This is a genomic window from Rhodococcus sp. 105337 (genome assembly GCF_012844225.1).
Classification (GTDB): domain Bacteria; phylum Actinomycetota; class Actinomycetes; order Mycobacteriales; family Mycobacteriaceae; genus Rhodococcus.
Map to the genome: position 1 here is coordinate 162,949 of NZ_JABAGQ010000004.1, position 25,665 is coordinate 188,613.

Annotated in this window: 25 protein-coding genes and 1 riboswitch; of the genes, 10 read left to right on the plus strand and 15 right to left on the minus strand. The window is 68.4% G+C overall.

Going from position 1 to position 25,665, the window contains the following annotated elements; genetic code table 11:
* The first annotated feature begins 9 nt into the window (after positions 1-9).
* The 3 genes from HF886_RS09075 (at position 10) to HF886_RS09085 (ending at position 2,380) form a co-directional block, all read left to right on the plus strand.
* Positions 10-591 (plus strand): hypothetical protein, encoded by a 582-nt coding sequence (locus HF886_RS09075; RefSeq protein WP_169621915.1) that lies wholly within the window; start codon positions 10-12, stop codon positions 589-591.
* Positions 588-1,103, plus strand: a complete 516-nt coding sequence (locus HF886_RS09080; RefSeq protein ID WP_169621914.1) for a hypothetical protein — start codon at positions 588-590, stop codon at positions 1,101-1,103. The genes HF886_RS09075 and HF886_RS09080 overlap by 4 nt, the downstream gene beginning before the upstream one ends.
* Before the next feature lie 70 nt (positions 1,104-1,173).
* Positions 1,174-1,264: riboswitch (glycine riboswitch) on the plus strand.
* 141 nt (positions 1,265-1,405) lie between these two features.
* Positions 1,406-2,380, plus strand: coding sequence for a DMT family transporter (locus tag HF886_RS09085; protein WP_346765333.1), 975 nt, complete (start codon positions 1,406-1,408; stop codon positions 2,378-2,380).
* A 34-nt stretch (positions 2,381-2,414) separates the two neighbouring features.
* Here HF886_RS09085 and HF886_RS09090 read toward each other — a convergent pair whose 3' ends face one another.
* Positions 2,415-3,656 (minus strand): SPFH domain-containing protein, encoded by a 1,242-nt coding sequence (locus HF886_RS09090; protein ID WP_169652130.1) that lies wholly within the window; start codon positions 3,654-3,656, stop codon positions 2,415-2,417.
* Positions 3,657-3,659: 3 nt separating this feature from the next.
* The gene (locus HF886_RS09095; protein WP_169621912.1) at positions 3,660-4,100 is read right to left on the minus strand and encodes an NfeD family protein; all 441 of its coding nucleotides are present in this window, start codon (positions 4,098-4,100) and stop codon (positions 3,660-3,662) included.
* A 180-nt stretch (positions 4,101-4,280) separates the two neighbouring features.
* On the opposite strand from HF886_RS09095, the gene HF886_RS09100 reads away from it, so the two are divergent.
* Positions 4,281-4,709, plus strand: a complete 429-nt coding sequence (locus HF886_RS09100; protein WP_169621911.1) for a pyridoxamine 5'-phosphate oxidase family protein — start codon at positions 4,281-4,283, stop codon at positions 4,707-4,709.
* 39 nt (positions 4,710-4,748) lie between these two features.
* Here the strand turns inward: HF886_RS09100 and HF886_RS09105 are convergent, their stop codons facing one another.
* Entirely contained in the window at positions 4,749-5,585 is an 837-nt protein-coding gene (locus HF886_RS09105) for a DUF3097 domain-containing protein (protein WP_169652131.1), read from the minus strand.
* A 76-nt stretch (positions 5,586-5,661) separates the two neighbouring features.
* Between HF886_RS09105 and HF886_RS09110 the strand changes: the two genes are divergently transcribed.
* Positions 5,662-6,471: a hypothetical protein gene (locus HF886_RS09110; RefSeq protein ID WP_169621909.1), complete on the plus strand. Its 810-nt coding sequence runs from the start codon at positions 5,662-5,664 to the stop codon at positions 6,469-6,471.
* A 4-nt stretch (positions 6,472-6,475) separates the two neighbouring features.
* Here HF886_RS09110 and HF886_RS09115 read toward each other — a convergent pair whose 3' ends face one another.
* Positions 6,476-7,309, minus strand: a complete 834-nt coding sequence (locus tag HF886_RS09115; RefSeq protein WP_169652132.1) for a methyltransferase domain-containing protein — start codon at positions 7,307-7,309, stop codon at positions 6,476-6,478.
* 131 nt (positions 7,310-7,440) lie between these two features.
* On the opposite strand from HF886_RS09115, the gene HF886_RS09120 reads away from it, so the two are divergent.
* On the plus strand, positions 7,441-8,127 hold the full coding sequence (locus tag HF886_RS09120; protein WP_169652133.1) for a helix-turn-helix domain-containing protein: 687 nt from the start codon (positions 7,441-7,443) through the stop codon (positions 8,125-8,127).
* Between the two features lie 11 nt (positions 8,128-8,138).
* Here the strand turns inward: HF886_RS09120 and HF886_RS09125 are convergent, their stop codons facing one another.
* The 8 genes from HF886_RS09125 to HF886_RS09160 all read right to left on the minus strand — a co-directional run bounded on the left by HF886_RS09125 (position 8,139) and on the right by HF886_RS09160 (position 16,879).
* Positions 8,139-9,218 (minus strand): ferrochelatase, encoded by a 1,080-nt coding sequence (locus HF886_RS09125; protein ID WP_169652134.1) that lies wholly within the window; start codon positions 9,216-9,218, stop codon positions 8,139-8,141.
* Between the two features lie 20 nt (positions 9,219-9,238).
* Positions 9,239-10,045: an NADH-dependent enoyl-ACP reductase InhA gene (inhA, locus tag HF886_RS09130; RefSeq protein ID WP_169621905.1), complete on the minus strand. Its 807-nt coding sequence runs from the start codon at positions 10,043-10,045 to the stop codon at positions 9,239-9,241.
* A gap of 53 nt (positions 10,046-10,098) precedes the next feature.
* Positions 10,099-10,848 (minus strand): 3-oxoacyl-ACP reductase FabG1, encoded by a 750-nt coding sequence (gene fabG1, locus HF886_RS09135; RefSeq protein WP_169621904.1) that lies wholly within the window; start codon positions 10,846-10,848, stop codon positions 10,099-10,101.
* A 65-nt stretch (positions 10,849-10,913) separates the two neighbouring features.
* Complete coding sequence (locus tag HF886_RS09140; protein ID WP_169652135.1) at positions 10,914-11,894, minus strand: VWA domain-containing protein; 981 nt, start codon at positions 11,892-11,894, stop codon at positions 10,914-10,916.
* Positions 11,891-12,853, minus strand: a complete 963-nt coding sequence (locus HF886_RS09145) for a DUF58 domain-containing protein (RefSeq protein ID WP_169621902.1) — start codon at positions 12,851-12,853, stop codon at positions 11,891-11,893. The genes HF886_RS09140 and HF886_RS09145 overlap by 4 nt, the downstream gene beginning before the upstream one ends.
* Positions 12,850-13,962, minus strand: a complete 1,113-nt coding sequence (locus tag HF886_RS09150) for a MoxR family ATPase (RefSeq protein WP_346765179.1) — start codon at positions 13,960-13,962, stop codon at positions 12,850-12,852. Before HF886_RS09150 ends, HF886_RS09145 begins: the two co-directional genes overlap by 4 nt.
* Positions 13,963-14,341: 379 nt before the next feature.
* Positions 14,342-15,859, minus strand: coding sequence for an NlpC/P60 family protein (locus tag HF886_RS09155; protein WP_240952441.1), 1,518 nt, complete (start codon positions 15,857-15,859; stop codon positions 14,342-14,344).
* A gap of 462 nt (positions 15,860-16,321) precedes the next feature.
* Complete coding sequence (locus tag HF886_RS09160) at positions 16,322-16,879, minus strand: DUF6676 family protein (RefSeq protein WP_169621900.1); 558 nt, start codon at positions 16,877-16,879, stop codon at positions 16,322-16,324.
* A 356-nt stretch (positions 16,880-17,235) separates the two neighbouring features.
* Here HF886_RS09160 and HF886_RS09165 point away from each other — a divergent pair, with 356 nt between their 5' ends.
* Both HF886_RS09165 and HF886_RS09170 read left to right on the plus strand, forming a co-directional pair.
* Positions 17,236-20,046 carry an aconitate hydratase gene (locus HF886_RS09165; protein WP_169621899.1) on the plus strand — a complete coding sequence of 937 codons (2,811 nt, stop codon included), beginning with the start codon at positions 17,236-17,238 and terminating at the stop codon, positions 20,044-20,046.
* Between the two features lie 109 nt (positions 20,047-20,155).
* Entirely contained in the window at positions 20,156-20,722 is a 567-nt protein-coding gene (locus HF886_RS09170; protein WP_169621898.1) for a TetR/AcrR family transcriptional regulator, read from the plus strand.
* Between the two features lie 15 nt (positions 20,723-20,737).
* Here the strand turns inward: HF886_RS09170 and HF886_RS09175 are convergent, their stop codons facing one another.
* Together HF886_RS09175 and HF886_RS09180 are read right to left on the minus strand one after the other, a co-directional pair.
* A complete protein-coding gene (locus HF886_RS09175; protein ID WP_169621897.1) occupies positions 20,738-20,986 on the minus strand; it encodes a helix-turn-helix domain-containing protein in 249 nt (82 codons plus the stop codon).
* An 80-nt stretch (positions 20,987-21,066) separates the two neighbouring features.
* Positions 21,067-22,698, minus strand: a complete 1,632-nt coding sequence (locus HF886_RS09180) for an ABC-F family ATP-binding cassette domain-containing protein (protein ID WP_169621896.1) — start codon at positions 22,696-22,698, stop codon at positions 21,067-21,069.
* Positions 22,699-22,892: 194 nt separating this feature from the next.
* On the opposite strand from HF886_RS09180, the gene HF886_RS09185 reads away from it, so the two are divergent.
* Positions 22,893-24,008: a lycopene cyclase family protein gene (locus HF886_RS09185; protein WP_346765334.1), complete on the plus strand. Its 1,116-nt coding sequence runs from the start codon at positions 22,893-22,895 to the stop codon at positions 24,006-24,008.
* A gap of 76 nt (positions 24,009-24,084) precedes the next feature.
* Positions 24,085-25,107, plus strand: coding sequence for a Ku protein (locus HF886_RS09190; protein WP_169621894.1), 1,023 nt, complete (start codon positions 24,085-24,087; stop codon positions 25,105-25,107).
* Between the two features lie 34 nt (positions 25,108-25,141).
* Here HF886_RS09190 and HF886_RS09195 read toward each other — a convergent pair whose 3' ends face one another.
* Positions 25,142-25,663 carry a helix-turn-helix domain-containing protein gene (locus tag HF886_RS09195; RefSeq protein ID WP_346765335.1) on the minus strand — a complete coding sequence of 174 codons (522 nt, stop codon included), beginning with the start codon at positions 25,661-25,663 and terminating at the stop codon, positions 25,142-25,144.
* Positions 25,664-25,665 lie beyond the last annotated feature (2 nt).

A 25,665-nucleotide genomic window follows, 5' to 3' on the forward strand; every position in this document is an offset into this window, starting at 1 on the left:
ACTTGACCGATGTTCGTCTTGACGGTCGATCAACGAGGCAGTCGCCGCGACATCGACCGCGTCTCGGGACTCCTCGCCGACCTGCGTGACCCACGATTGGTCCGTCCGTTCGACCGCACAGCCGGCGACGAAGTTCAGGCCGTCGCCGACGATCCCGGTGTGGTGGTCGACCTCGTGCTGGAACTGCTCCGGCGAGAGCGCTGGAGCATCGGAATCGGGATCGGCCCCGTCGAGACTCCCCTGCCGAAACAGACCCGCGCCGGTCGCGGACCGGCATTCGAACTCGCCCGACGTGCCGTCGAACGCGCCAAGAGTTCCATCGGGCAGGTCGCCGTGGAGGGCGACGACGCCGAGGCCGCAGCAGATGCCGACGCCGCCTTGACCTTGCTCGCGACCCTCGTCCTCCGGCGCTCCCCCCAGGGACACGAAGCCGTGGCACTCGCTCGCACCGGATCGACGCAGGCCCGGATCGCCGACGAACTCGGCATCAGCAAGCAAGCCGTGTCCCAACGCCTGGCCGCGGCCGGGTGGCAAGCCGAGATCGCAGGATGCGCGCTCGCTCACCGACTGCTGGAAAGGGCCGATCGTTGACTGTCGTCTCGCTGGTGTGCCTCGCCGTTGCCGCCCTCGCGCCCGCGCTCTCTCTCCGTCCTACGCTCCCGGCGTGGCTCGGCGCGGCAGTGACGACCACGGCGCTCGGCGGTGCAGCCCTGGCGGCCACCGCCACCGCGCCCGTGCACGGCCTCGCGCTGGCAGTGACACTCGCGCTCACCACCCTGGCCGCCGTCACCGGCGGCGGACCGGCCGTACTCGTCGCCTTCCGTGTTGCCCGACGCCAACCGGATGCCGGACCCGATCCCGCTCCCCCGCCCGGGCCGCTGCGGGGCGGACGGGTCATCGGCGTGCTCGAGCGCGGCGCCGTCGCGGTGTCGATCCTTGCCGGGTGGCCCGAAGGCATCGCGATCATCATGGCCGTCAAGGGTCTCGCGCGGTACCCGGAGCTACGCGAGCCGAACGCCTCGGAGCAGTTCATCATCGGCACGGCCACCAGTGTGCTGTGGGCGTGTGCCGCGTGCGGCGTCGGTACCGCGCTCATCACCTGATCCGCGCTCACCCGGATCCAGGGCCTCCGCATCGGGCTGGCATACTCGCTCGGACAACCGAATATGCCATCGAACTGCAGCGGGAGAGTTCCGCACACGTGCGGGCGCCGAAGGAGCAACCTCCCCGGGAATCTCTCAGGCCCCCAGACCGCCGCCGGCGAGGCTCCTCTGGAAAGCAACCCCGCGGGGTTCACCGAAGGTGTAAGTGGGTCCACGGATCCGCGAAAGCTCTCAGGTCACATGACAGAGCGGGGAACCGACCACCCGCCGGTGCGCGATGCACCCTGTCCGGAGGAAGTTCCGTGGCTCCGTCTGTCGACGCACCCTCACGCGTGCCTGTCGTTCCGCTTCTCATCGATAACCGCCCGGCCGATCAGTCGGCACATACCCGCCGAAGGCGGCTGGGTATCGCAGCGATCGTGGTCTCCGCAACGGCGATGGGCACCGCCGGGTTGTTCGGCCGCATGGCCACCCCTCCCGGCGCCGTACTCGGCGAAGCCCTCACCTTCGGCCGGATGCTCGTCGGCGGGCTGGGGATGCTGGTGATGCTGGCACTGTCGCGACGTCTCGGGAAACTGCGACGAGCCCGGCTGTCGTGGTCGGTGGTGCTCGGCGGCGTGTTCCTCGCCCTGTCCCTTGCCACCTATCTCTCCGCGACCGTGCTCACCGACCTGTCGCGCGCGGTGGTCCTGCACTATCTCGGCCCGGTTCTCGCGACCGTGTTCGCGAGGATGTTCCTCGGAGAGACGATCACTCGCCGAGATGCGGTGTCCCTTGTCGCCGCGTTCACCGGGATGCTCCTGGCCGCGGGTCTGATCGGCGGCGCGCCCGCCCCGAGTTCGGACGAGCAAGTGCTGGGTACCGTGCTCGGTGTCGTGTCGGGAGTGTTCTACGGCGCCGCGCTGCTCTGCTACCGCTATCGCTCGGATATGCCCGCAGACGTACGCAGTTTCTGGACCTTCGCATTCGGGGCGGCAGCGACCGGGCTCGTCGTGGTGGTCACCCGGCCCGATCTTTCCGGAATGACCCCGGGCAACTGGGTATGGGCTATCGGGTTCTTCGTCGTCTGCGGGTTGTTCGCCCTGGGCCTGCTCGTCGTCGCCGGCTCGTATCTGCGTGCGGCCGAACTCGCCGGACTGTCGTACCTGGAAGTCGTGGTCGCTCTGCTGCTCGGTGTGGCGGTGTTCGGCGAATCCGTGTCGCTCCTCGCGGGCGTGGGCGCCAGTCTCGTCATCGTGGCGATGGCACTTCCGCTCACATCTCCTCGCCGCCGGTGACGTGCGTGCGCACGCCCCGGCGGCCGGGGCAGGATTACTGCCTCGGGAGTTCCTCGCCGACCTCTGTCTCCAGAGACGGAACGCGCTCTTCGGGCGCGGGGTCTGCGGCCGGCAGCGCGGACGACTGGCTACCGCGCGTGACACCGGCCGGCTTCTCTCCGGAGACGACCGGGACCGCGGGGTCCACCGGCTTGCGTGCCACTGCCTCGGCTTCGGCGACCGCTTTCGCCACGACCGGGTCGGTCTTCATGTCGAACCAGTCGCTCACCTCTGCCGAGTCGTCCTCGGGACGCTGGAGGTCTTCGTCGACCGGGCTCGGCTCGAAACGGAAGACACCGTCCTCACCGCGAGCACCGAGCGCGCCTGCGAAACCCTTGAGGGCGTCGCCGAAGTCGCTGGGCACGAGCCACACCTTGTTCGCGTCACCCTGAGCCATCTGCGGCAGCGTCTGCAAGTACTGGTACGCGAGCATCTCGGGGGTCGGCTTACCGGCCTTGATGGCTGCGAACACCTTCTCGATCGCCTTCGCCTCGCCCTGCGCCTCGAGGTACTGGGCGGCCCGATCACCCTGCGCCCGCAGGATGCGGGACTGCCGTTCCGCTTCCGCCTCGAGGATCGCGGCCTGCTTCGATCCCTCGGCCGACAGGATGCGTGCCTGCTTGTCGCCCTCTGCGGTCTTGATCGCGGCCTCGCGGTGGCCTTCGGCCGTGAGGATCGTCGCGCGCTTCTCGCGGTCCGCCTTCATCTGCTTTTCCATCGACTCCTGGATCGACGGCGGCGGATCGATGCTCTTGAGTTCGACGCGCGCGACCCGCAGACCCCAGCGGCCGGTCGCTTCGTCGAGCACGCCGCGCAACTGACCGTTGATCGAGTCACGGGAGGTGAGAGTCTCTTCGAGGGTCATACCGCCCACGACGTTGCGCAGGGTCGTCACCGTGAGCTGTTCGACGGCGGCGATGTAGTTGCTGATCTCGTACACCGCGGCTTGCGGGTTGGTGACCTGGAAGTAGACGACCGTGTCGATGCTCAGCGTCAGGTTGTCCTTGGTGATGACCGGTTGCGGCGGGAACGACACCACCCGTTCGCGCAGATCGACTTTCGCGCGGATACGGTCCACGAACGGCACCAGGAACGTCAACTGTCCCGACGCGGTCCGGAAATAGCGTCCCAGCCGCTCGATGACCGCGGCTTCTGCCTGCGGGATCAGGGCGACGGATTTCACCACCACGATCACGACGAGTACCACCAGTACGGCGAGTACGATCAGCGCTTCCATAGGTCAGACACCCCTCCATACGACGGCGGTCGCGCCGTCGATCTGCATCACGGTCACGGTTGTTCCGGGTTCGTACACTTCGGTGGCGTCCAACGGCCGGGCAGTCCACACGTCGCCGTCGATTTTCACCCGGCCCGCGTGCTCACCCACTTGCTCGACGACGAGCGCGTGCTTGCCGGGTAGCGCGTCGACGCCCGTCGTGAGCGCGGGCGGCGCGGAATAGCGGCGGCGCAGGATGGGCCGGACTCCGAGCAGCAATACCAGCGAGAACAGTGCGAACACCACGGCGTCGAGCCACACCGGCAGATCCGTTGCAGCCGAGACACCGGCGGTAGCCAGCGCCGCACCGCCGAGCATCAGCAGGACGAAGTCACCGGTGAGCGCTTCCGCCGCAGCCAGTGCCACGCCGGCGATAAGCCATATCAATGCCGCCACAGCAACCATCGAACCATAAATCGGACATTGCGGCAGAGAGCCAGTTCACAGGCTTGCCGAGCGGTTGCCGCGCACACACCCGCCGCGACGAGCACAATGCTCAGCACGTCGGCGAACCGTCCGTGCGGAGGGAACGCGACCGGGCGGGCGCCGCCGGCCCCACCCTTCCCCGAATCCGAAAGGGTCATGATGAGCACCCCCACGAGTTCACTGACCGCCGAGGACCTGGAGTTCCTCAGACGCCCCCTGCACGGATTCGTGAGCGTGGCCGCAGGACCGCTCCCGCCCCAGCCCCGACCGGTCTGGTTCGAGGCCACCGACGCGGGCACCGTCGACTTGTTCACCGCCCCCGACTCGCTGAAGATCCGCCGCCTGGGGCGCGACCCCCGCGCCTCGATCGTGGTCGCCGCACCGGTCGGGGAACGTGAACGGTGGGTGTCGGTCGCGGGCCACACCACGATCGAGGCGGACGGAGCACACGAGTTGTGTTCCCGCCTGGCCGCGCGCTATTGGGATCTCGACGATCCGGTTCGTGCCGCCGATCTCGCCGGGATCCTCGCCGAAGACCAGGTACGTATCGTCATCCATCCGGATACCGTGCGGCGGTACAGGTATTGAGTGCGCCCGGATGTGCCGTCGACCTTCGGTGCGGGGCGCTCAGTCGCCGTCGCCGGGTTCGGTGACGAAATCCACGAGTCGCTCGACAGCGCCGATCAGCGGGGCTTCGAGGTCCCGGAACGACGACACCGCGCCGTAGACCCGCCGCCAGCCTTCCTGCGGCGTACCCCAGCCGAGTTCACGGCACACGCCGGTTTTCCAGTCCTGGCCGCGCGGAATCGTCGGCCAGGACTCGATCCCGACGGCCTTGGGGCGCACCGCTTCCCACACGTCGATGTAGGGATGGCCGGTGACCATGACGTGCGGGCCGAGGTTCGCGGTCAGCCGCTCTTCCTTCGATCCGGTGACGAGATGGTCCGCCAGGACACCGACCCTCCGTCCCGGACCGGGACGGAACTCGGCGAGCCGCTCGGCCAGGTTGTCGAGCCCTTCGAGTTGTTCGACGACGACGCCCTCCACACGGAGGTCGTGTCCCCAGACCTGTTCGACGAGGGCCGCGTCGTGCACACCTTCGACCCAGATGCGGCTTCCGCGGGCCACGCGTGCCCGCAAGCCCTCGACTCTGGTCGACCCCGAGGCCGATCTCGCCGGGGTCTGCGCCGCCGGTCGCGGCTTCGGCCGCACCAGAGTGACAGGTGCACCGTCGATCAGAAACGCGGCAGGCCGCATCGCGAACAGACGGGTGCGGCGTTGCCCGTCCTCCAAGCGCACGAAGTCGCCGTCGTAGGTGCGTTCGATGCCGACGATCGCGCCGCACCACCCCGACGCGGCGTCTTCGACCACGAGATCCTTCTCGGCCTCGAGTTCCGGGACGGTCTTCCTCCGCTTGCGGTTGTGTCCGGCATAGATGTCGCCGTAGCTGTCGCGTGGACTCACGCCGGTCAACGTTAGGACAACGACACCGGCGGGCGGTCGTCGCCACGCCGGAGAACAGGCGTCCTATGCTCGTTCCGTGAGTTCCCCGAGTCAGAGCCTGACGCTGTGGGCCGGAGCATGGCTCTCCGGTCGCGCGGCGCCCGACGAGGTCATCGATGCCCTGCACGAGTGGGCGCCGATGCACCTCGTCGCTGCCGCCGAGGCGGACGCGAAACACCGCGCCGGGCTGACCGGCCAGGACCCGCAGGACGGCGCCGCGGTACTGCTCACCGTGATCCGGCGGGCCGACCCCGCGGGAGGTTCGGGCATCCGACTGCTGTTGCCGTCTCCGGGCGATGTGCGCGGCCTGCCCGTCGGCATCGCCTTCTCCGCAGCAGCAACGGCTGCCGGGGAGGGTGTACTCGTCGGCGCGCCGGGAACGCCCGGACTCGGCCTGGTTCCGACCGTCGAGGGACCCGATGTACTCCGCTGGACCGTGTTCGCCGTCCCGGCGGTACCCGAACTCACCGACCTACCAGGCCTCGGCGAAGCGGAATTCACCATGCGCGAAGCGGTGCGCGACGCCGCCGCCACGCTCACGGGTATCCGCACGGTCGGCGACGACGGGCGCAGCACCGACCCGCGTGCCGAGATCGCGGCCGAGATCGCCGAGTACGCCCGTCACCGGTATCCGGACTCGATCCCGCAGCGTGCCGTGCGGATCCTCGATTCCGCCGATCAGGTCGCGGCGATCCTCACCGTCGCGGGGCGCGGCGGGGGTCTGCGTGCCGGTTCGGCGACCACGCTGGACGCCCGCGAATCCGCGCTGCGTCCCTTGTGGACCGCGGTGCGGCACGCGCGAGTCGGCGCGGTCGACGCCGCTCTGCGCGCGCCCCAGCACGGCTGAGTTCTCACCCCGCGCGACTGGCAGTGACCAGCAGGTAATCCCAGTCCATCGCTCCCCCACCCAGATCGTGCCGGCGCGCCAGTTCGGCAAGTTCGCCGTCGAGCGCGGCGACTCGCTCGGGATCACCCGCGAGTGCGCGGTAGACCGCAATCGTCGGCCCGTAGTTCGTCTTGAAGAAGTCGCGGAACGCTTCGCCCGTGGGGAAACGGTCGACACGTAACGAACCGGTGCTCGCCGTCAGATCGGTCACCCGGTCCCCCAGCAGGGTCCGCACATGGTCTTCGTCGCCCCAGAGCGGGGGTGGTTGTGCCCCCGGGGGTGGTGCGGGCGCGTACGGCTTCATCGTGGCGAACATCCGGCCGATGAAACCCGCGGGCGTCCAGCTCAAGAGCCCGATCCGGCCTCCCGGACGGGTGACGCGCACGAGTTCGTCCGCCGCTACCTGGTGGTGCGGCGCGAACATCACCCCGACGCACGAGAGCGTCACGTCGGCACTCGCGTCGCCGAACGGCATCGCCTCCGCGTCCGCCTCTTGCCAGGTCACGGTGGCGCCGGCGTCCTCGGCATCGCGCCGGCCGATGTCGAACAGTTCGGGAGTCAGGTCCGTCGCCACGACGGTGGCCCCGGTCAGTGCGGCGGGAATCGCGGCGTTGCCCGAACCGGCCGCGATGTCGAGCACCCGGTCGCCCGGGCCGACCCGGCACGCGGACACGAGGATCTGCCCGAGCGACGGGATCACTCCGGACGCGACGGCCGGATAATCGCCGAGCGCCCACATGGCCCGGTGTTTCGCCTTGAGGTCGCGGTCTGCATCGAGTGCCGAGCGGGATTGCGTCATCACACATCTCCTTCAACGGAGCGTCCGATCCGTCGTCGACAGATCTCGGAGGCGCACGTCAACGGTATGAACACCCGCGGATTGCTTCCAGTTCGGAATCTGTACCGCTCGGCAGGCCTACCATTCGAAGCATGGGCTCGCCCTACCACCAATTCTGTCCCGTCGCGAAAGCGATGGAACTCTTCGACGAGCGGTGGACACTTCTGCTGGTGCGCGAATTGGTGCTCGGTAGCGAGCGATTCAACGACCTCCGCCGCGGACTCCCCCGGATGTCGCCGTCGTTGCTGTCCACCCGCCTGCACCAGTTGACGGTCGCGGGCATCGTGCAACGAACCGTCGACGGTTCGGAGGTCCGTTACGTGCTCACACCCGCCGGACGTGATCTGGAACCGGTGGTGTCCGCGCTCGGCACGTGGGGATCGCGGTGGACGGGCCGGCTCGGCGACGAAGACCTCGACCCCAAGCTGCTGATGTGGGATATGCACCGCAACGTCGACCACTCCGCGATCGAGGAGACTCGGGTGGTCGTGGAGTTCGTCTTCACCGGCGCCCCACGCGGGTCGCGGCGGTGGTGGCTGGTCATCGTTCCCGGAGAGGTCGACGTCTGCGACACCGATCCGGGCTTCGAGGTCTCCGTCACGGTCACGGCTGGGCTGCGGGATCTGACCGAAATCTGGCGCGGAGAAAACGACTGGCCCGAGGCGCTGCGGACCGGAGCCGTGGTGGTGGAGGGCCCGGTGGGGCTGCTGCGGTCCCTCCCGAGCTGGTTCGTCTCTCCCCTGGCCGGGGCGAATCGCAGTGGTGAGCCGGCGCTCTGAGCCGTGAGTGCTCAGTCCTCCGCTGTGGGCGCCGGCCGAGAGGGCCGCGCCGGGGGTTCGCAGCACCGGACCGCGCAGAGCGTGCCGTTGCACCCCACTCCGAACTCCGGTTCCGTTCCGCGCCGGCGCGGCGATGCCGTACCGAGGCGTTCCTGCACGAGCTCACGGACCATCTGCGCGAAACGGGGATCGGTCCCGGCCGTCGCCGCGCGCACGAACTCCATGCCGAGTTCGGCCGCACGGTCCCGGGCTTCGGTGTCGAGATCCCAGACCACCTCGAGGTGGTCGGAGATGAATCCGACCGGAACCACGATCACCGAGGTCACTCCCCGCTCGTGGAGAGCATCGAGATGGTCGACGATGTCGGGTTCGAGCCACGGCACCCGGGGCGGGCCCGAACGCGACTGCCAGACCAGGTCGTAGTCGTCGACACCGAGCGAATCCGCGACCAGGCGCGCGGCCTCGGCCACCTGGCGGCTGTAGAGACGCCCGCCGGCGTCCGGCGGTCCACCGGTCGCATCGGCGGACGTCGGGATCGAGTGAGCGGTGAAAACGAGGCGCGCGTCCGCTGCCTCGTCGGATAGTTCGGCGCGGGATGCGCGCACGGCATCGGCGACCGCGTCGAGGAACAGCGGGTGATCGTAGAACTGCCGGATCTTCGTCAGGTCGGGGGCGTCGTCGACCGCGCTCCGCGCCCGGCGGATGTCCTCGTGATACTGCCGGCATCCCGAGTAACCGCCCCACGCCGAGGTCGCGAAGACCAGCGCGTTGCGAATTCCGTCGTCACGCATGGCCGCGACGGTGTCCTCGACCATCGGATGCCAGTTACGGTTTCCAAAGTACACCGGCAGGTCGATGCTGTGCGCCTCGAACTCGCCGCGCACGGCATCGATGAGGGCCCGGTTGAGCGCGTTGATCGGTGAGACACCCCCGAAGTGCAGGTAGTGCTGCGCAACGTCGTCGAGACGTTCCGGCGGGATACCCCGGCCCCGGGTGACGTTCTCGAGGAACGGCCGGACATCGTCCGGGCCTTCGGGGCCGCCGAACGACAGCACCAGCAGCGCGTCGAACGATTCGGGGGTGCTCACCATGGGAGTGCTCTCCTGACCTGTCAGGCGCCGAGGCCGACCTGTGAGTGGAAACCACCGTCGACGTACACGATCGACCCGGTGGTACCGGGCAACCAATCGGACAGTACCGCGCACACGGTCTTCGCGACCGGAGTCGGGTCTTCGACGTCCCATCCGATCGGGGACGCGGCGGACCAGCCTTCGTTGAGCCGGTTCATCTCGGCTCCCGGTCCGGTGGCATCCCCGGCGATCGCCTTCGCCGCAAGGGTCTTGATCGGGCCGGCGGCGACGAGATTCGAGCGGATTCCGCGCGGGCCGACCTCCTTGGCGACATACCGGTTGACCGATTCGAGGGTCGCCTTGGAGACGCCCATCCAGTTGTAGAACGGCACCGCGCGTGACGGATCGAAGTCCATGCCGACGAGAGAACCGCCCTCGTTCATGACCGGCAGCACCGCCTTGGCAAGTGCACCGTACGAATACGCGGAGACCTCCAGGGCGACGGCGACGTCGCTCCACGGGGCATCGAGGAACGGGCTGCCCAGGCACGAACGCGGCGCGAAACCGATCGAATGCACGACGCCGTCGATCCCTTCGGGCGCGAGTTCACGCAGTTTGTCGGCGAGCCCGGCGAGGTGCTCGGTGTTCTGCACGTCGAGTTCGATCGCCGGCGGCACCGGCTGCGGCAGACGCTGCGCGATGCGGTCGATCAGCCGCAACCGGTCGAAGCCGGTGATGATGATCTTCGCGCCCTGTTCCTGTGCCGCTTTGGCGGTGTGGAACGCGATGGAGGCATCGGTGATGATGCCGGTGACGAGAATGGTCTTGCCCTCGAGCAGTCCGCCCATGAGTGTGTCGATCCTCCAGTGAGATTCGGATGTGGTCCGGGTGTGGCGGCGGGTCAGTGACCCATGCCCATGCCTCCGTCGACGGGGATGACAGCGCCCGAGACGTAGGCGGAGTCGTCTGAGGCGAGGAAGCTCACCACGCCCGCGACATCGTCGGGCTTGCCGAGACGCTGCATCGGGATGAATTTCTTTGCCATGTCGCGCAGATCGTCGGACAGTTCCGCGGTCATGTCCGTCTCGATGAACCCGGGTGCGACGACGTTGGCGGTGATCGAGCGTGAGCCGAGTTCGCGGGTCACCGACCGGGCGAGTCCGATCACGCCGGCCTTCGAGGCCGCGTAGTTGATCTGCCCGGCCTGGCCTGCCATACCGACGACCGAACCGAGGAAGATCATCCGTCCCCACCGTGCGCGCAGCATCGCCCGGTTGGCACGCTTCGCGCACCGGAAGGACCCGGTGAGGTTTGCGTCGAGGACGCTGGTGAACTGGTCCTCGGTCATGCGCATCAGCAGGGTGTCGTCGGTGACGCCGGCGTTGGCGACCAGCACCTCGACAGGGCCCTGATGCTCTTCGACCTCGGTGAATGCGCGGTCGACCGACTCGGCGTCGGTGACGTCGCACACGACACCGAACAGGTCGTCGGGGACACCGGAACCGCGGTGGGTGACGGCAACCTTGTGTCCGTCGGCCTGCAGGCGGCGAGCCACCGCGAGGCCGATACCGCGGTTTCCTCCGGTGACGAGAACGGACCGGGGCGTGCCCGCGGGGCGCGTGGACGCGGCGGGGCTACTTGCGTCAGTCATGGCGACAAACCTATCTGGTGGTGGATCGCACACGGACAGGGCTCCGTGAGCGGCGACAAGAAGGGTCAGGGCAGGCGCTGGCGAAGCACCATGGCGGAGAGGAGGCCTGCGGCGACGCAGAGAGCACCGAGCATCAGCCACGGCCGGCTGGCATCGCCGCGCGTCGTTTCGAAGCCGATCTGCTCCTCGAGAGTGTTGTAGGCGTCCTCGAGTTCCTCGAGACTCGACGCGGTGAAGAAGCTACCCCCGGACAAATTCGCGATCTCCTTGAGAGACGGATCGTCGACAGGGACCGGGATGCGCTCGTCCTCGATCGTGACCGTTCCGGTCGCGGTGCCGAACGAGATCGTCGAGACCGGGATTCCCTTCTCGGCTGCCTGCCTCGCCGCGGTGAAACCTCCCCGCGGGTCGTCGGGGCTCTCCGGCACGGTCTGCTTTCCGTCCGAGAGCAGCACGATCCTGGCGGGCGGCGCCTGATCGCTGCCGCCGAGCACAGCGGCCAGGGTGTCGATGGACTGCATCGCAGTGAATATCGCTTCGCCGGTGGCGGTGCGCTCACTCAGTTGCAGGTGATCGATTGCCGTCTTCGTCGCTTCCCGGTTGGTGGTCGGTGACACCAGCACCGACGCGGTACCGGAGAACGCGACGAGACCGAGGTTGATCCCGGGAGTCAGATCGTCCGCGAACTGCTTCGCCGCTTCCTGCGCGGCGGCGAGCCGGGACGGTGCGACATCGGTCGCCTCCATCGACAGCGACACGTCGATCACCGCGACCACCGTCGCGCGATTACGCGGCACCCGTTGCTCGGCCGTAGGTCCGGCGAGGGCGACGGTGAGGAAGACCAGGCCGGCCAGCAGCAGCGCAACCGGGATGTGGCGGGCACGTCCGGGCCGGTCGGGAGCGACCTTCTCGAGAAGTTCGAAGTTGGTGAACCGCAGCGTGTGAGAGAGCCTGCGGCGCTGCACCAGCACGTAGCCGACGCCGAGGGCGGCAACCACGACCAGGAACAGCAACCACCACGGTGAGGTGAAACCGGAAATGCTCACCGGCCCACCCTCCCCACGCCGCCGGCTGCGTAACTGTGCCGGCGAGCCGCGACGAAACGAACCACGTCGCTGATCCAGTCCCGGTCGGTCCGCAAACTCAGCATCGGGGCCCCGCAACTGCGCATCGCCTGCTGCACGGCAGCGCGATGCTCCGCGGCAGCCTGGGCGTAGTCGGCGCGAAGCTGCGGTGTCGTCGTGAACTCACGGGTGCGTCCGGTTTCGGGATCGTGCAGGACGACGTCTCCCAGGTCGGGCAGTTCCAGGTCGCGGCGGTCCAGCACCTCGACTGCCAGCAGGTCGTGCCGGCCGGAGAGGGCACGCAACGACCGCTGCCAGTCGAGCGGTCCCAGGAAGTCGCTGATCACGACGGCAAGACCGCGCCGGCGCTGGGGCCGCCGCAGCGCCTCGACGACACCGCGCAGATCACCGCGGGTCCCGTCCGGTGGGTGCGGGATGGTCGCGATGGTGCGCAGCATGGATTGGGCGTGGGCCCGTCCCCCGCGCGCGGGAATCCGCACCGTGTCGCGGCCGGTGGACACCACGGCGCCGATCCGGTTGCCGCCGCCGATCGTCAGATGCGCGATCGCCGCGACCGCTGCGACGACCAGATCGCGCTTCTCGCACGCGGCCGTGCCGAAATCGAGGCTCGCGGACAGATCGACCGCGAGCCAGGTCTCGAGTTCGCGATCCGCGACGGTCTGCCGCACGTGCGGATGGGTGGTGCGGGCGGTGACCGACCAATCCATCTGGCGTACGTCGTCGCCCGGCTGGTACTCCCGGGCATCGCCCGGTTCGGACCCGGGTCCGGGAATCAGGCCCAGGTGATCACCGTGCAGGACACCGTCGAGCCGGCGCCGGACGGTCAGTTCCAGGGTGCGCAGCGCAGCAGTCAATGCGGGGTCGCGCAGCTCGCCGGAACGGAACGTGGGTGGCGACCCGTCGCGGGCGGGTTCGCTCACCGTTGCCCTGCACCTCCGTGCGGTCCGGGCGCGGGCACCACAGGAGCACCGGGACGCACCGCCGCGGGGGGACCCGCCGGCACGGGTGCCGTGGCCTGGGGCGCGACCTGCGGCAGACCGACCGTCTGGAGGATCTCGGCGATGATCCGGTCCGGTGAGACGTCGTCGGCCAGCGCGTCGTACGACAACACCAAGCGGTGACGCAGCACGTCGGGGATCACGTCGATGATGTCCTGCGGGATCACGTAGTCGCGCCCGCGGACGAGAGCGAGCGCGCGGGCTGCGGAGATGATGCCGAGGGTGGCACGCGGAGAGGCGCCGTAGGCGATCCATCCCTGCACGTCGTGCAGACCCAGTTCGGCCGGCGAGCGCGTCGCGAAGATGACCCGCACCACGTAGTCGACGAGCGCATGGTGCACGAACACGCGACTGGCGATCTTCTGCAGTCGCAGCAGTTCCTCCCGGGAGAGCACCTGCTTCGGTTCCGGAGCCGCGACTCCCATCCGGTAGACGATCTCGCGTTCTTCCTCGACCGAGGGGTAGTCGACGAGGACCTTGAACAGGAACCGGTCTCGCTGCGCCTCGGGCAGCGGGTAGACGCCTTCGTTCTCGATGGGGTTCTGCGTCGCCATGACCAGGAACGGGTCGGGCATCGGGAACGTCTTGCCACCGATGGTGACGTGCCGTTCCGCCATCACTTCGAGCAGCGCCGACTGCACCTTCGCCGGGGCGCGGTTGATCTCGTCGGCGAGCACGAAGTTCGCCACCACCGGGCCGAGTTCGGTGTCGAACTCTTCGCGGCCCTGCCGGTAGATCCGGGTTCCGACGAGGTCGGTGGGTACCAGGTCGGGAGTGAACTGGACGCGGGAGAAGGATCCACCGACAACTTTGGCGAACGTCTCGACCGCGAGGGTCTTCGCGACACCCGGCACGCCTTCGAGCAGGACGTGCCCGCGGGCGAGCACTCCGACGAGCATGCGTTCGACGAGGAGGTCCTGGCCGACGATCACTCGCTTGACCTCGTAGATGGCGCGCTCGAGAAGGCGGACGTCGTCTGCCGGGTCGTACGCCTTCTCCGGTGCGGCCACAGGCTCCTTCGACGTGGACACGGCGGGAGCGGACGCACTCGTCGCACCGGCGGACGGGCCGTTTCCGGCAACGGGAGGGTTCGCCGCGACACTGCCCCGTGTGGGAGCGCCGGCGTCCGCCCTGCCGCTGCCCGGTCCGGCCGTGCCCTGCGGCTCCACGTCGTGGCCCTGACCGGCGGCGTTGTTCGAGCCGGCCCCGCCCTTCTGTGCGCCCGCTGCCGTACCCGACGTCCCGCCCTCGCGTGAGGTCACCAAGAATCCACCGCTTTCGCCTACGTTGATCCACTGGAAATCGCCTGCTGCACCACTATGGCAGGTGTCGATTCAGTGTGCCGTAACGCCAGGCCCGCGGCGTGGGCGAGTCCCACGCCCGGACAGTGCGATCACGATCACTTCACCGTCAGGACACCATGCGCACCACATACGGTGTCATGCCGTCCCAGCGTACCGGCGAGATCATGACGTGCGAACCCGACTGCGGCGCCTCGAGCATCGTGCCGTCGCCGAGGTACAGGCCCACGTGCTGGCTCGCATTGGGGCCGTAGAAGATCATGTCGCCGCGTCTCATCTCCGACGACGAGATCTGGGTGCCCGCTGTGTACTGATATCCGGTGTAGTGCGGCAGGGAGATGCCGATACCGGCGAACGCATAGATCATCAGCCCGGAGCAGTCGAAGCCCACCTTGCCGAAATCTCCGTAACTGTCGGCGACACCGCCGTCCCGTATTCCGCGGGTCGGTCCGTTCTCGTCTCCCCCACCCCACGCATACGGCACGCCGATCTGGGACAGCCCACGGTCGATCACGGTCTCGACCGCCGCGGCGCCGGTGAGCGACGGCGTCGACCGGGTGCGCGGCGACGACCGCGGAGTCTGCGGTGTGGGCGTGCGAGGTGTCTCGGTGACTTCGTCTGCCGGGTTCACCTCGCTACCCGGGCTCGGTGTCACGTCGGGATCGAGGTCCTCGTCCGGTACGGCGGCGCTCACGGCCGGCGTGTCGAGGGTAGGTGCGCTCTCTCCCAAGTCGGTGTGGGGACGTCGTCCGTTGGCGAGTTCGGCTGCCCGCGCGAGTGCGGCGTCGTCGGCTGCGACCCGCTGGGCCGCCGCTGCCGCTTCCTCACGCGCCACCTCGGCGGCAGCGGCACGGGCCGCCTCCTCCGCCACGCGGCGGCGATCCCATGCCACGTACTCCGCGCGCTGACCCTCGAGACCGGCGGCATTGGTGCGCGCGAAATCCAGTTCGGCCTGGGCTCCCGCTCGTGCCTGCTCGATGCGGCTCTTTTCTGCGGCTTCCCGGTCGAGGGCATCGCGGGCGACGGCGATCGCAGCTTCCGCGTCCACCTTGCGCTGCTCGGCGGCCGCCGCTGCGGCGTCGGCCTCCTGTTTCGCGGCGCGCGCACGGGAATGGGAGTTCGCCTGTTCGGTGCGCGCGCGTTCGAGTGCGTCGAGCACCGCGTCGCGTCCGGTCGAAAGCATGCGCATCACCTGCGCGCGGTCGAGCAGGTCCTCGGGGCCGTCGGTGGACAGGAACGCGGCGAGTGATGTCGCGTTCGATCCGCGGGTGTAGCTCTCCCGCGCGAACGAGTCGAAGTCCGCTTGCGCGTGTGAGATCTGGGCGCCCGCGTCCTGGAGGGCGAGCTGGGAGGACGCCACGGCCTGCGCGGCTGCTGCCACGGCGTCCTGGGCGGAATGCAAGTCGACGAGGGCGCGGTTGACGTCCTCGCGTTTGATCGCGACCTGGGCGTCGAGTTCGGCGAGCTGCTGATCTGCGTGGGAGATGCGCACGATCAGTTCACCGATGCGGTGGATCCCGGAGTTCACGGCCGCCCCGGCCGCGTCCAGTTCCGTGTCCGACGGATTGGGCGGTGGTGGTGGCACCGCGGCCGCAGTCGACCCCACTGCGACGAGCACCGTCGTCAAGAGGCCGATTCCCGCGAGCAACCGGGAGGCGCGGACGACGTGGCCCGAACGGGTGCTGCGAAGAGAAGACCGCCGACGTCCGGCAGTGGTAGGCGATGCCGGTGCGCCGGTAGGCGACGACCGTCGCGGAATCCCCCCGTGGAAACCGAATCGTCTCACTTGCGCTCTCCCTCGGTCGTGCCGACCTGAGAAACAGTCGGGCCCGACGCCTCGGGGAGCGCACAGCAAACACCGCTCGCGGGGTACCCGCGATCGGTCGCTGTACCGGTCTCCGGTCGCGGGCAGCGCCCCACGACTGGGCTTGTGACACACCTTCCCCAAGAGCGTCATCTGAACCGTACGACACACCAGGCGCGTCTCGCGCGACAGTTACGGATTTCGATTACGGAAAGCGACCTTCGGGGCGCACTCCGGCGCCGGACATCGACACCGGAGCCGGCGAGAAGACAGGCGGCGGCGCCGTCAGGAGGTCGTGGGTGTCGTGTCCTCGGCGGGGACCTGCTCGTGTTCGGCCGCATCGGATCGGGCGGCACGCCGGATCTTCGCCCAGTACGTCGCGCCCGATGCCGCAGCGACGACGAGCACGAGCAGGATCGTCAGCATCGTCCACGGTGGCGAGGGCTCGATCACGGAATCGACGAAGTTCTTCGTCGAGACCACCGGGTTGCCGGTATAGGTGCGGTCCTCGGCGGCTTCGAGGGTGACCCGGTCCAGGCTGTCGCTGAACGTGCCGACCCACCCGGGGCTGAGGACGAGCACGGTGCCCCCGTCTTCGGCTCCGACCTCGGTGGCGAGGTCACGGAGCTGGGAGTCCATGCGCGGATCTCGATCGATCACCACGACACTCAGGTCGATCCCGTGTTCCTGCGCCCGCGCCACCTCCGCGACCAGATCGTCGACCTGTTCGGGAGGCGCGGAGACCTGGTCGTCGCTCAGGTCGGCGAGGATCGCCTCGACCGTGACACCCGGAGGGAGATCTGTGGCCGACGGCCCGGGAATTCGTAGCAGTGGCGCAGACATTTCTCTCCGGTAGTGCTGGTCGGGAGCGTGTGCGAGCCCGGCTTCGCCGCGTCGAGCAGTCGGCACAGGGAGCACACGCTCGCAGGGCAACACCGAACAGTACGCGATCGCGCGCGGGTGGCGCAGCCGCGCCGAGGTCGGCGGGCGCGTCCGATGTGGCGTCGCGCACCCCTGAGAGCGCCGTATTCTCTGTACACTCCCGGCTTTATTACAGGACAAGCGTACTGTTAGACTCTACGGTGAGACGCCACGGCGGCACCGCACAGGAAATTCCTCCTCTGTGGACGCTGTGTGCCTCGCTTCAGCCGTCGACACAGCCCCGTCGGCGGCGAGCCGAAACGACGAGTGGAGCTGACGTGAGCACCAATACTGATTCGTTCGGCGCCAAGGGGACCCTGCAGGTCGGAGATAACTCGTACGAGATCTTCCGCCTGTCGGCCGTCCCCGGCACCGAGAAACTCCCTTACTCCTTGAAGGTTCTCGCCGAGAACCTGCTGCGCACCGAAGACGGTGCCAACATCACCGCCGATCACATCCGCGCCATCGCCAACTGGGATCCCGCAGCCGATCCCAGCATCGAGATCCAGTTCACGCCTGCCCGCGTGATCATGCAGGACTTCACCGGCGTGCCGTGCGTGGTCGACCTGGCCACCATGCGCGAGGCCGTCACCACCCTCGGCGGCGACCCGAACAAGGTCAACCCGCTCTCCCCCGCCGACATGGTCATCGACCACTCGGTCATCCTCGACGTCTTCGGCCGCGCCGACGCGCTCGAGCGCAACGTCGACCTCGAGTACCAGCGCAACGGTGAGCGTTACCAGTTCCTGCGCTGGGGCCAGGGCGCGTTCGACGACTTCAAGGTCGTCCCGCCCGGCATGGGCATCGTCCACCAGGTCAACATCGAGTACCTGGCTCCGACGGTCATGACCCGCAACGGCCAGGCCTACCCCGACACCTGTGTCGGCACCGACTCGCACACCACGATGGTCAACGGACTCGGCGTCCTCGGCTGGGGCGTCGGCGGCATCGAAGCCGAGGCCGCAATGCTCGGCCAGCCGGTCTCCATGCTCATCCCGCGCGTCGTCGGCTTCAAGCTCTCGGGCGAGATCCAGCCGGGCGTGACCGCGACGGACGTCGTGCTCACCGTCACCGAGATGCTGCGTAAGCACGGTGTGGTCGGCAAGTTCGTCGAGTTCTACGGTGCCGGCGTCGCCGAGGTCCCCCTCGCGAACCGCGCCACCCTCGGCAACATGAGCCCCGAGTTCGGTTCCACCGCAGCGATTTTCCCGATCGACGGCGAAACCATCAACTACCTGCGCCTGACGGGCCGCAGCGACGAGCAGCTCGCGCTCGTCGAGGCGTACGCCAAGGAACAGGGCATGTGGCACGACGCCGACAAGGAGCCGGTCTACTCGGAGTACATCGAGCTGGACCTGAGCACCGTCGTTCCGTCGATCGCCGGCCCGAAGCGCCCGCAGGACCGCATCCTGCTCAGCGACTCGAAGCTCGCCTTCCGCCGCGACATCCGCACCTACGTGGGCGACGACCAGCCGACCGAGCACAGCCAGCTCGACGAGGCCGTCGAGGAGTCCTTCCCCGCGTCGGACCCGGCCGCTCTCTCGTTCGCCGACGACGGTGACGACACCGCGGACCGCGTGCAGTCCGCCGCCAACGGTGCCACCGGCCGGCCGTCCAAGCCGGTCACCGTCAAGACGGAGCAGGGCGAGTTCGTCCTCGATCACGGTGCCGTGGTCGTTGCGGGCATCACCTCCTGCACCAACACCTCGAACCCGTCCGTGATGCTGGGTGCAGCGCTGCTCGCCCGCAACGCGGTCGAAAAGGGCCTGGCCACGAAGCCGTGGGTCAAGACCAACATGGCGCCGGGTTCGCAGGTCGTCTCCGACTACTACGAGAAGGCGGGCCTGTGGCCCTACCTCGAGAAGCTCGGTTTCTACCTCGGTGGCTACGGCTGCACCACGTGCATCGGCAACACCGGTCCGCTGCCGGAGGAGATCTCCAAGGCGATCAACGACAACGACCTCTCGGTCACCGCGGTGCTCTCGGGTAACCGCAACTTCGAGGGTCGCATCTCGCCCGACGTGAAGATGAACTACCTCGCGTCGCCGCCGCTCGTCATCGCGTACGCGCTCGCCGGCACCATGGACTTCGACTTCGAGGCCGACGCCCTGGGCAAGGACAAGGACGGCAACGACGTCTTCCTCAAGGACATCTGGCCGTCCGCGCAGGAGATCGACGACACCATCAAGTCGGCGATCAGCCAGGACATGTTCCGCAACTCCTACGCCGACATCTTCAAGGGCGACGAGCGCTGGCAGAACCTGGAGACCCCGGCGGGTGACACCTTCGCGTGGGACGAGAACTCGACCTACGTGCGGAAGCCTCCGTACTTCGACGGCATGACGATGGATCCGGCTCCGGTCACCGACATCAAGGGCGCTCGTGTGCTCGCGCTGCTCGGCGACTCGGTCACGACGGACCACATCAGCCCCGCGGGTCCGATCAAGCCGGGCACCCCGGCCGCTCAGTACCTGGACGAGCACGGCGTCGAGCGCAAGGACTACAACTCGCTCGGTTCGCGTCGCGGTAACCACGAGGTGATGATCCGCGGCACGTTCGCGAACATCCGCCTGAAGAACCAGCTGCTCGACGGTGTGTCCGGTGGCTACACCCGCGACTTCACCCAGGACGGTGCACCGCAGGCGTTCATCTACGACGCGTCGCAGAACTACCAGAAGGCCGGCATCCCGCTGGTCGTCCTGGGCGGCAAGGAGTACGGCTCCGGGTCGTCGCGCGACTGGGCGGCCAAGGGCACCAGCCTCCTCGGCGTCAAGGCCGTCATCACCGAGTCCTTCGAGCGCATCCACCGCTCGAACCTCATCGGTATGGGCGTCGTCCCGCTGCAGTTCCCCGCCGGGGAGTCTGCGGCAAGTCTCGGACTGGACGGCACCGAGGTCTTCGATATCACCGGTATCGAGGCGCTCAACGAGGGCACCACGCCGAGCACCGTGCACGTCACCGCAACGAAGGACGACGGCAGCAAGGTCGAGTTCGACGCGGTCGTGCGCATCGATACGCCGGGTGAAGCGGACTACTACCGCAACGGCGGCATCCTGCAGTACGTGCTGCGCAACATGATCCGGGGCTGACATCCCGATCGGCCGCCCACATCCGCGGGTGGCCCACGCTGTGAAGTGACGGCGGGCCCGGGACGTCTCGTCTCGGGCCCGCCGTCCACATCGGGAAAGGACGGTCGCGGTGCCCAAGGTCAGTGAGCACCACCTCGCCGCGCGCCGAAGTCAGATCCTCGACGGCGCCCGGCGTTGCTTCGCCGAATACGGCTACGACGGCGCCACCGTGCGCCGCCTCGAGGAGGCCACGGGTCTCTCCCGCGGCGCAATCTTCCACCATTTCAAAGACAAGGACGGGTTGTTCCTCGCGCTTGCGCAGGAGGACGCCAAGCGGATGGCCGACGTGGCCGCCAACGAAGGCCTGGTGCAGGTCATGCGCGACATGCTGTCCTCGCCCGACCAGTTCGACTGGCTCGGTACCCGGCTCGAGATCACGCGGCGCCTGCGGACCGATCCGGAGTTCGCCAAGGAGTGGACCCAGCACTCCGCGGAACTGACCGCTGCGACCGTCGGGCGTCTGGAACGGCAGCGCGAAGCCGGTCGCCTGCGCGACGACGTGCCCACCGAGGTTCTGGTGGGCTACCTGGACCTGGTGCTCGACGGGCTCATCGCCCGCCTCGCCTCCGGGCATGCCGAAAAGGAACTGTGCGCGGTCCTCGACCTCGTCGAAGAATCGGTGCGTCGCCGGGACTGATCCCGGCGACGTCCGTCACGCGCTCTTGTCGGCTGTTGCCCTGCGGCGATTCGGCCCACCTCGCCCGCGAAGCTGGACATCCGACTCCACCAGCACGTTGTGGACGAAACCGTAGGAACGTCCGGTTTCGTGGGCGAGGGTGCGAATGCTTGCACCTGCCTCGTAGCGGCGTTTGAGTTCCGCTTGCAATCGGTCCCGCGAATCCCCGGTGATCCGGGTTCCCTTCGCGAACGTCGTCTGGCCACGATCGGGATTTCGCACCATCGGTTCCTCCCGGCACCTCGACAAAGGTCCTGGTTCAAGGCTAAAGGACCGAAACGATCACCGAAGCGGATCGGATCGGATCATGCGAGCTGGATGAGCTCCAGGTAGTCCTGGGACCAGTGATCCTCGGTGCCGTCCGGCAGCATGATGACCCGTTCCGGGTTGAGAGCCTCGGCCGCGCCGGGATCGTGTGTCACGAGCACGACCGCCCCCTCGTAGCTGCGGAGCGCGTCGAGCACCTGCTCACGGGAGACGGGGTCGAGGTTGTTGGTCGGCTCGTCGAGGAGCAGCACGTTCGCTGCCGACGACACCAGACCCGCAAGCGCAAGCCGGGTCTTCTCGCCGCCGGACAGCGTGCCGGCCGGCTGATCGAGTTGCGGCCCGGTGAACATGAACGCACCGAGCAGACCGCGCAGATCCTGTTCACCCGCGTCGGGCGCGGCGTGGCGGATGTTCTCCCACACCGACGCCGAGTCGTCGATCGTGTCGTGCTCCTGAGCGAAGTAACCCACCTTGAGCCCGTGACCCGGCACGAGTTCGCCGAGATCGGGCTTCTCCGTCCCGGCGAGCAGACGCAGAAGCGTGGTCTTACCGGCGCCGTTGAGACCGAGGATCACCACGCGGGTGCCCCGGTCGATGGCGAGGTCGACACCCGTGAAGATCTCGAGCGACCCATAGACCTTGGTCAGGTTCTTCGCCATGAGCGGGGTCTTGCCGCACGCGGCAGGCGTGGGGAACCGGATCTTCGCGACCTTGTCCGCGACCCGCACGTCGTCGAGATCGTTGAGAAGCTTGTCGGCGCGCTTGGCCATGTTCTGCGCGGCGGTGGCCTTGGTGGCCTTCGCTCCGAGCTTGGCAGCCTGCTTGTGCAGGGCCGACGCCTTCTTCTCCGCGTTGGCGCGCTCCCGGCGCCGACGCTGTTCATCGGTAGCGCGGGCGTCGAGGTACTTCTTCCAATCCATGTTGTAGATGTCGGCTTCGCCGCGCACCGCGTCGAGGAACCAGACTTTGTTGACGACATCGGCGAGCAGATCCACGTCGTGGCTGATCACGATCAGGCCGCCGTCGTGGCTCTGCAGGAAGCCTCGCAACCAGGTGATGGAGTCGGCGTCGAGGTGGTTCGTCGGCTCGTCCAGCAGCAGGGTCGTGTTCGACTTGCCGCCCGAGCCGTCGGACGCCGCGAACAGGATGCGCGCGAGTTCCACGCGGCGGCGCTGGCCACCGGAGAGCGTGTGCAGGGCCTGGCCGAGGACGCGGTCGGGCAATCCGAGGCTGTTGCAGATGCGGGCCGCCTCCGACTCGGCCACGTATCCGCCGAGCGTCGAGAAGCGTTCCTCGAGAGATCCGTACTTCCGGACGGCACGGTCGCGGATCTTCTCGTCGACCGATTCCGCCATCAGTGCCTGTTGCTTCTCCATGCCCCGCAACAGTTCGTCGAGTCCTCGAGCGGACAGCACCCGGTCCTTCGCGAGGACGTCGAGGTTGCCCTCCTTGGGGTCCTGCGGGAGGTAACCCACTTCCCCGGATCGGATCACGGTGCCGGCATACGGCTCGCCTTCGCCCGCGAGGATCCGCAGCGTGGTGGTCTTGCCCGCGCCGTTGCGCCCCACCAGACCGATCCGATCGCCGGCCTGCACCCGCAGCGCCGACCCGGGCGCGGAGAGCAGGGTCCGCACACCTGCGCGGACTTCGAGATCGGTAGCGGTGATCACAGGCAAGAACTCCTAGACGACGACGGGGTGGGTGCCATGAACCGCGAGGCGGGGCACACGAACTACCCAGTTTACCCTGTTCGTCCGCGTTCCCAGCCGTGAGATGCACTACTACGCACGCGCGAACGCCGCTGCGGATGCCGCGTCCGGGCGCGCTTCGGCAGACTGCGCCGGCGCCCGCCTACTCTGTGGTCGTGCCTGTCTCCTCCCCCACCGACGTGCTGGTCGCCGGACTCGGTCCCGCGGGGCGGGCAGTCGCCGCCCGCGCCGCCCGCGCCGGTCTCGACGTGATCGCCGTGGATCCCCAACCGTCGCGGCGGTGGACGGCGACATACGGGGCGTGGCGGGACGAACTCCCGTCGTGGCTGCCGGAGCGCGTCACCGCGGCGGAGGTCGCCACCCCTGCGGTATGGGCCTCGACGCTCCACGAGTTGACCCGGCCGTACCGGATCCTCGACACAGCCCGGCTCCAGGACTGCCTCGATCTCGAGGAGGTGTCCGTGGTGCGCGGGCGGGTGGACACGATCGACGCGCACAGCGCGGTCCTGAGCACCGGCGACCGGATTCGCGCCCGGTACGTGATCGACGCGCGGGGGGTGCCCGCAGGCCCGGATCGCGCCGCGCAAACCGCCTTCGGGCGGGTGCTCGACGACGCCACCGCCGCATCCGCCCTGGAAGGGCAGCAGGCCTGGTTCATGGATTGGCGGCGCGACAACGGCACCGACTCCTCCGATGTCCCGTCGTTCCTGTACGCGATGCCGCTGGGCGGCGGGCTCGCCCTCCTCGAGGAAACCTGCCTGGTGGGGCGGCCGCCTCTGACGCTCCCGGAGTTGCAGCGACGACTCGACGTCCGGCTGGCGGCGCGGGGCATCGCGACCGGGGACCCGGAACGGACCGAGAAGGTGCGGTTCGCTGTGGAAGGCATCCGTAGCGAGCGCGGGGTGGTCGGATTCGGCGCGCGGGGCGGACTCATGCACCCCGCGACCGGCTATGCCGTCGCGACGGCCCTCTCCACGGCGGACGCCCTCGTCGCCTCCGTGCTCGCCGGGTCCGATCCGCGGCAGGTGCTGTGGCCGGCGTCCGCCCGTGGTGTCGCCGCGCTGCGTGGCCTGGGGCTTCGTGTGCTGCTCCGGCTCGACGCGCAGTCCGCCGCAGCCTTCTTCGACGAGTTCTTCGGTCTGCCCACCGAGCAACAGCGGGCCTACCTCTCCGGCCGCACCGATCTCACGGCCGTCGCCGGCACGATGTGGACGCTCTTCCGACGTCTGCCGGGACCCCTGCGCGGCGCTGTTCTGCGCTCGGCGTGGTGACGCACGTCTCTGCGACACCCGGACCGATTTCGGCTTCTTTTCAGCGCATGTCCGGATCGTCGATCATGATGGAGAGATGCGGTCGATTTGGAAAGGTGCCATCGCGTTCGGCCTCGTCAACGTGCCGGTCAAAGTGTATTCGGCAACCGAGTCCCACGACATCAAGTTCCACCAGGTGCACGCCAAGGACGGCGGACGCATCAAGTACCAGCGTGTGTGTTCCGAATGCGGGGAAGTAGTCCCGTTCCAGGAGATCGACAAGGCGTACGACTCCGACAACGGTGAGCGGGTCGTCCTGACCGACGAGGACTTCGAGAAGCTGCCCGCAGCGGAGAAACACGAGATCCCGGTGCTGGAATTCGTGCCGTCCGAGCAGATCGACCCGATGCTCTTCGAGAAGTCGTACTATCTCGAACCGGATTCCACGTCGCCGAAGGCGTATGCCCTGCTGGCCGCGACCCTCGACCAGAGCGACCGGATCGCGCTGGTGCATTTCACCCTGCGGCAGCGCACCCGACTCGCCGCGCTGCGCAACCGGGACGGACTGCTGGTGTTGCAGACGCTCCTGTGGCCGGACGAGGTCCGCGCCGCCGAGTTCCCGTCGCTCGACGGGGTCGAGAAACCGAAGCCGCGAGAACTGGCGATGGCGGAGACACTCGTCGAGTCGATGTCGGGCGATTTCGATCCCACCGAGTTCACCGACGAATACCAGGTCGAACTGCGGGCCCTGATCGACGACGCCCTCGCGCGTGGCGGCGAGAAAGTGTTCCAGGTCGCCGAGCCGGACTCCGGCGGTGAGGACGCCGAAGTGCTCGATCTTGTTGCCGCGCTCCAGCGCAGCGTCGAGGCCGCGGGCACGGGGTCCGGTCGCACGTCCGGTAGGGCGTCGGAGGAAAAGTCGTCCGGGTCGTCCTCTGCGAAGAAGACCACCGCGAAGAAGACAGCAGCCAAGAAAACACCGGCCAAGAACGCCGGCGGCAAGGACTCGTCGAGCGACGGGTCTGCGGCGAAGAAGACGACCGCAAAGAAAACACCGGCGAAGAAGACTGCCGCCAAGAAGTCCCCGGCGAAGAAGAGCAGCGAACGCAAAGGCGCGTGACGCCGCGGGTCCTGCGACGGCCGCCCTCGTCGGTTCAGTCCATGGACTCCCCGAGGCGGTGCAGCAGGACGGTGAGTTCGCGAATGTCCGCGGTCTCCCACCCCGACAGCCGCTGACGCCACAGTTCGGTCTCGTCGCCCAGGATCTCGTCGAGTTTGCGTCGGCAGTCCGGGTCGAGTGCCACCAGGCGGGCACGCGCGTCGTCCGGGTCGGGGATGCGTTCGACCAGCCCGAGGCGTGCAGCGCTGTCGATGCGGCGGGTGAGCGTCGATTTCTCGATCGCCAACTCTGCGAGCAGATCCGACATCGCGACCGCGTCGGCACGGCGCAGCATCAGCAACATCGGGTAGCAGACCGGGTCCAGCTTCGGGTGCACCGCGCGGGCCCGCTCGGCGATCAGCCTTCGGAAACGCCGTACCACCGCGATCATCTCGTGCTCGAGCGCGACGACGGGATCGGCGGCTACCTCGGCGCCCGGTCCGGGCTCGACGGCCCCGCCCGGTCCGGGCGGGACGCTACCGCCGTCCTCGTCTGCTCGGATATCCGTGTCGGTCACGA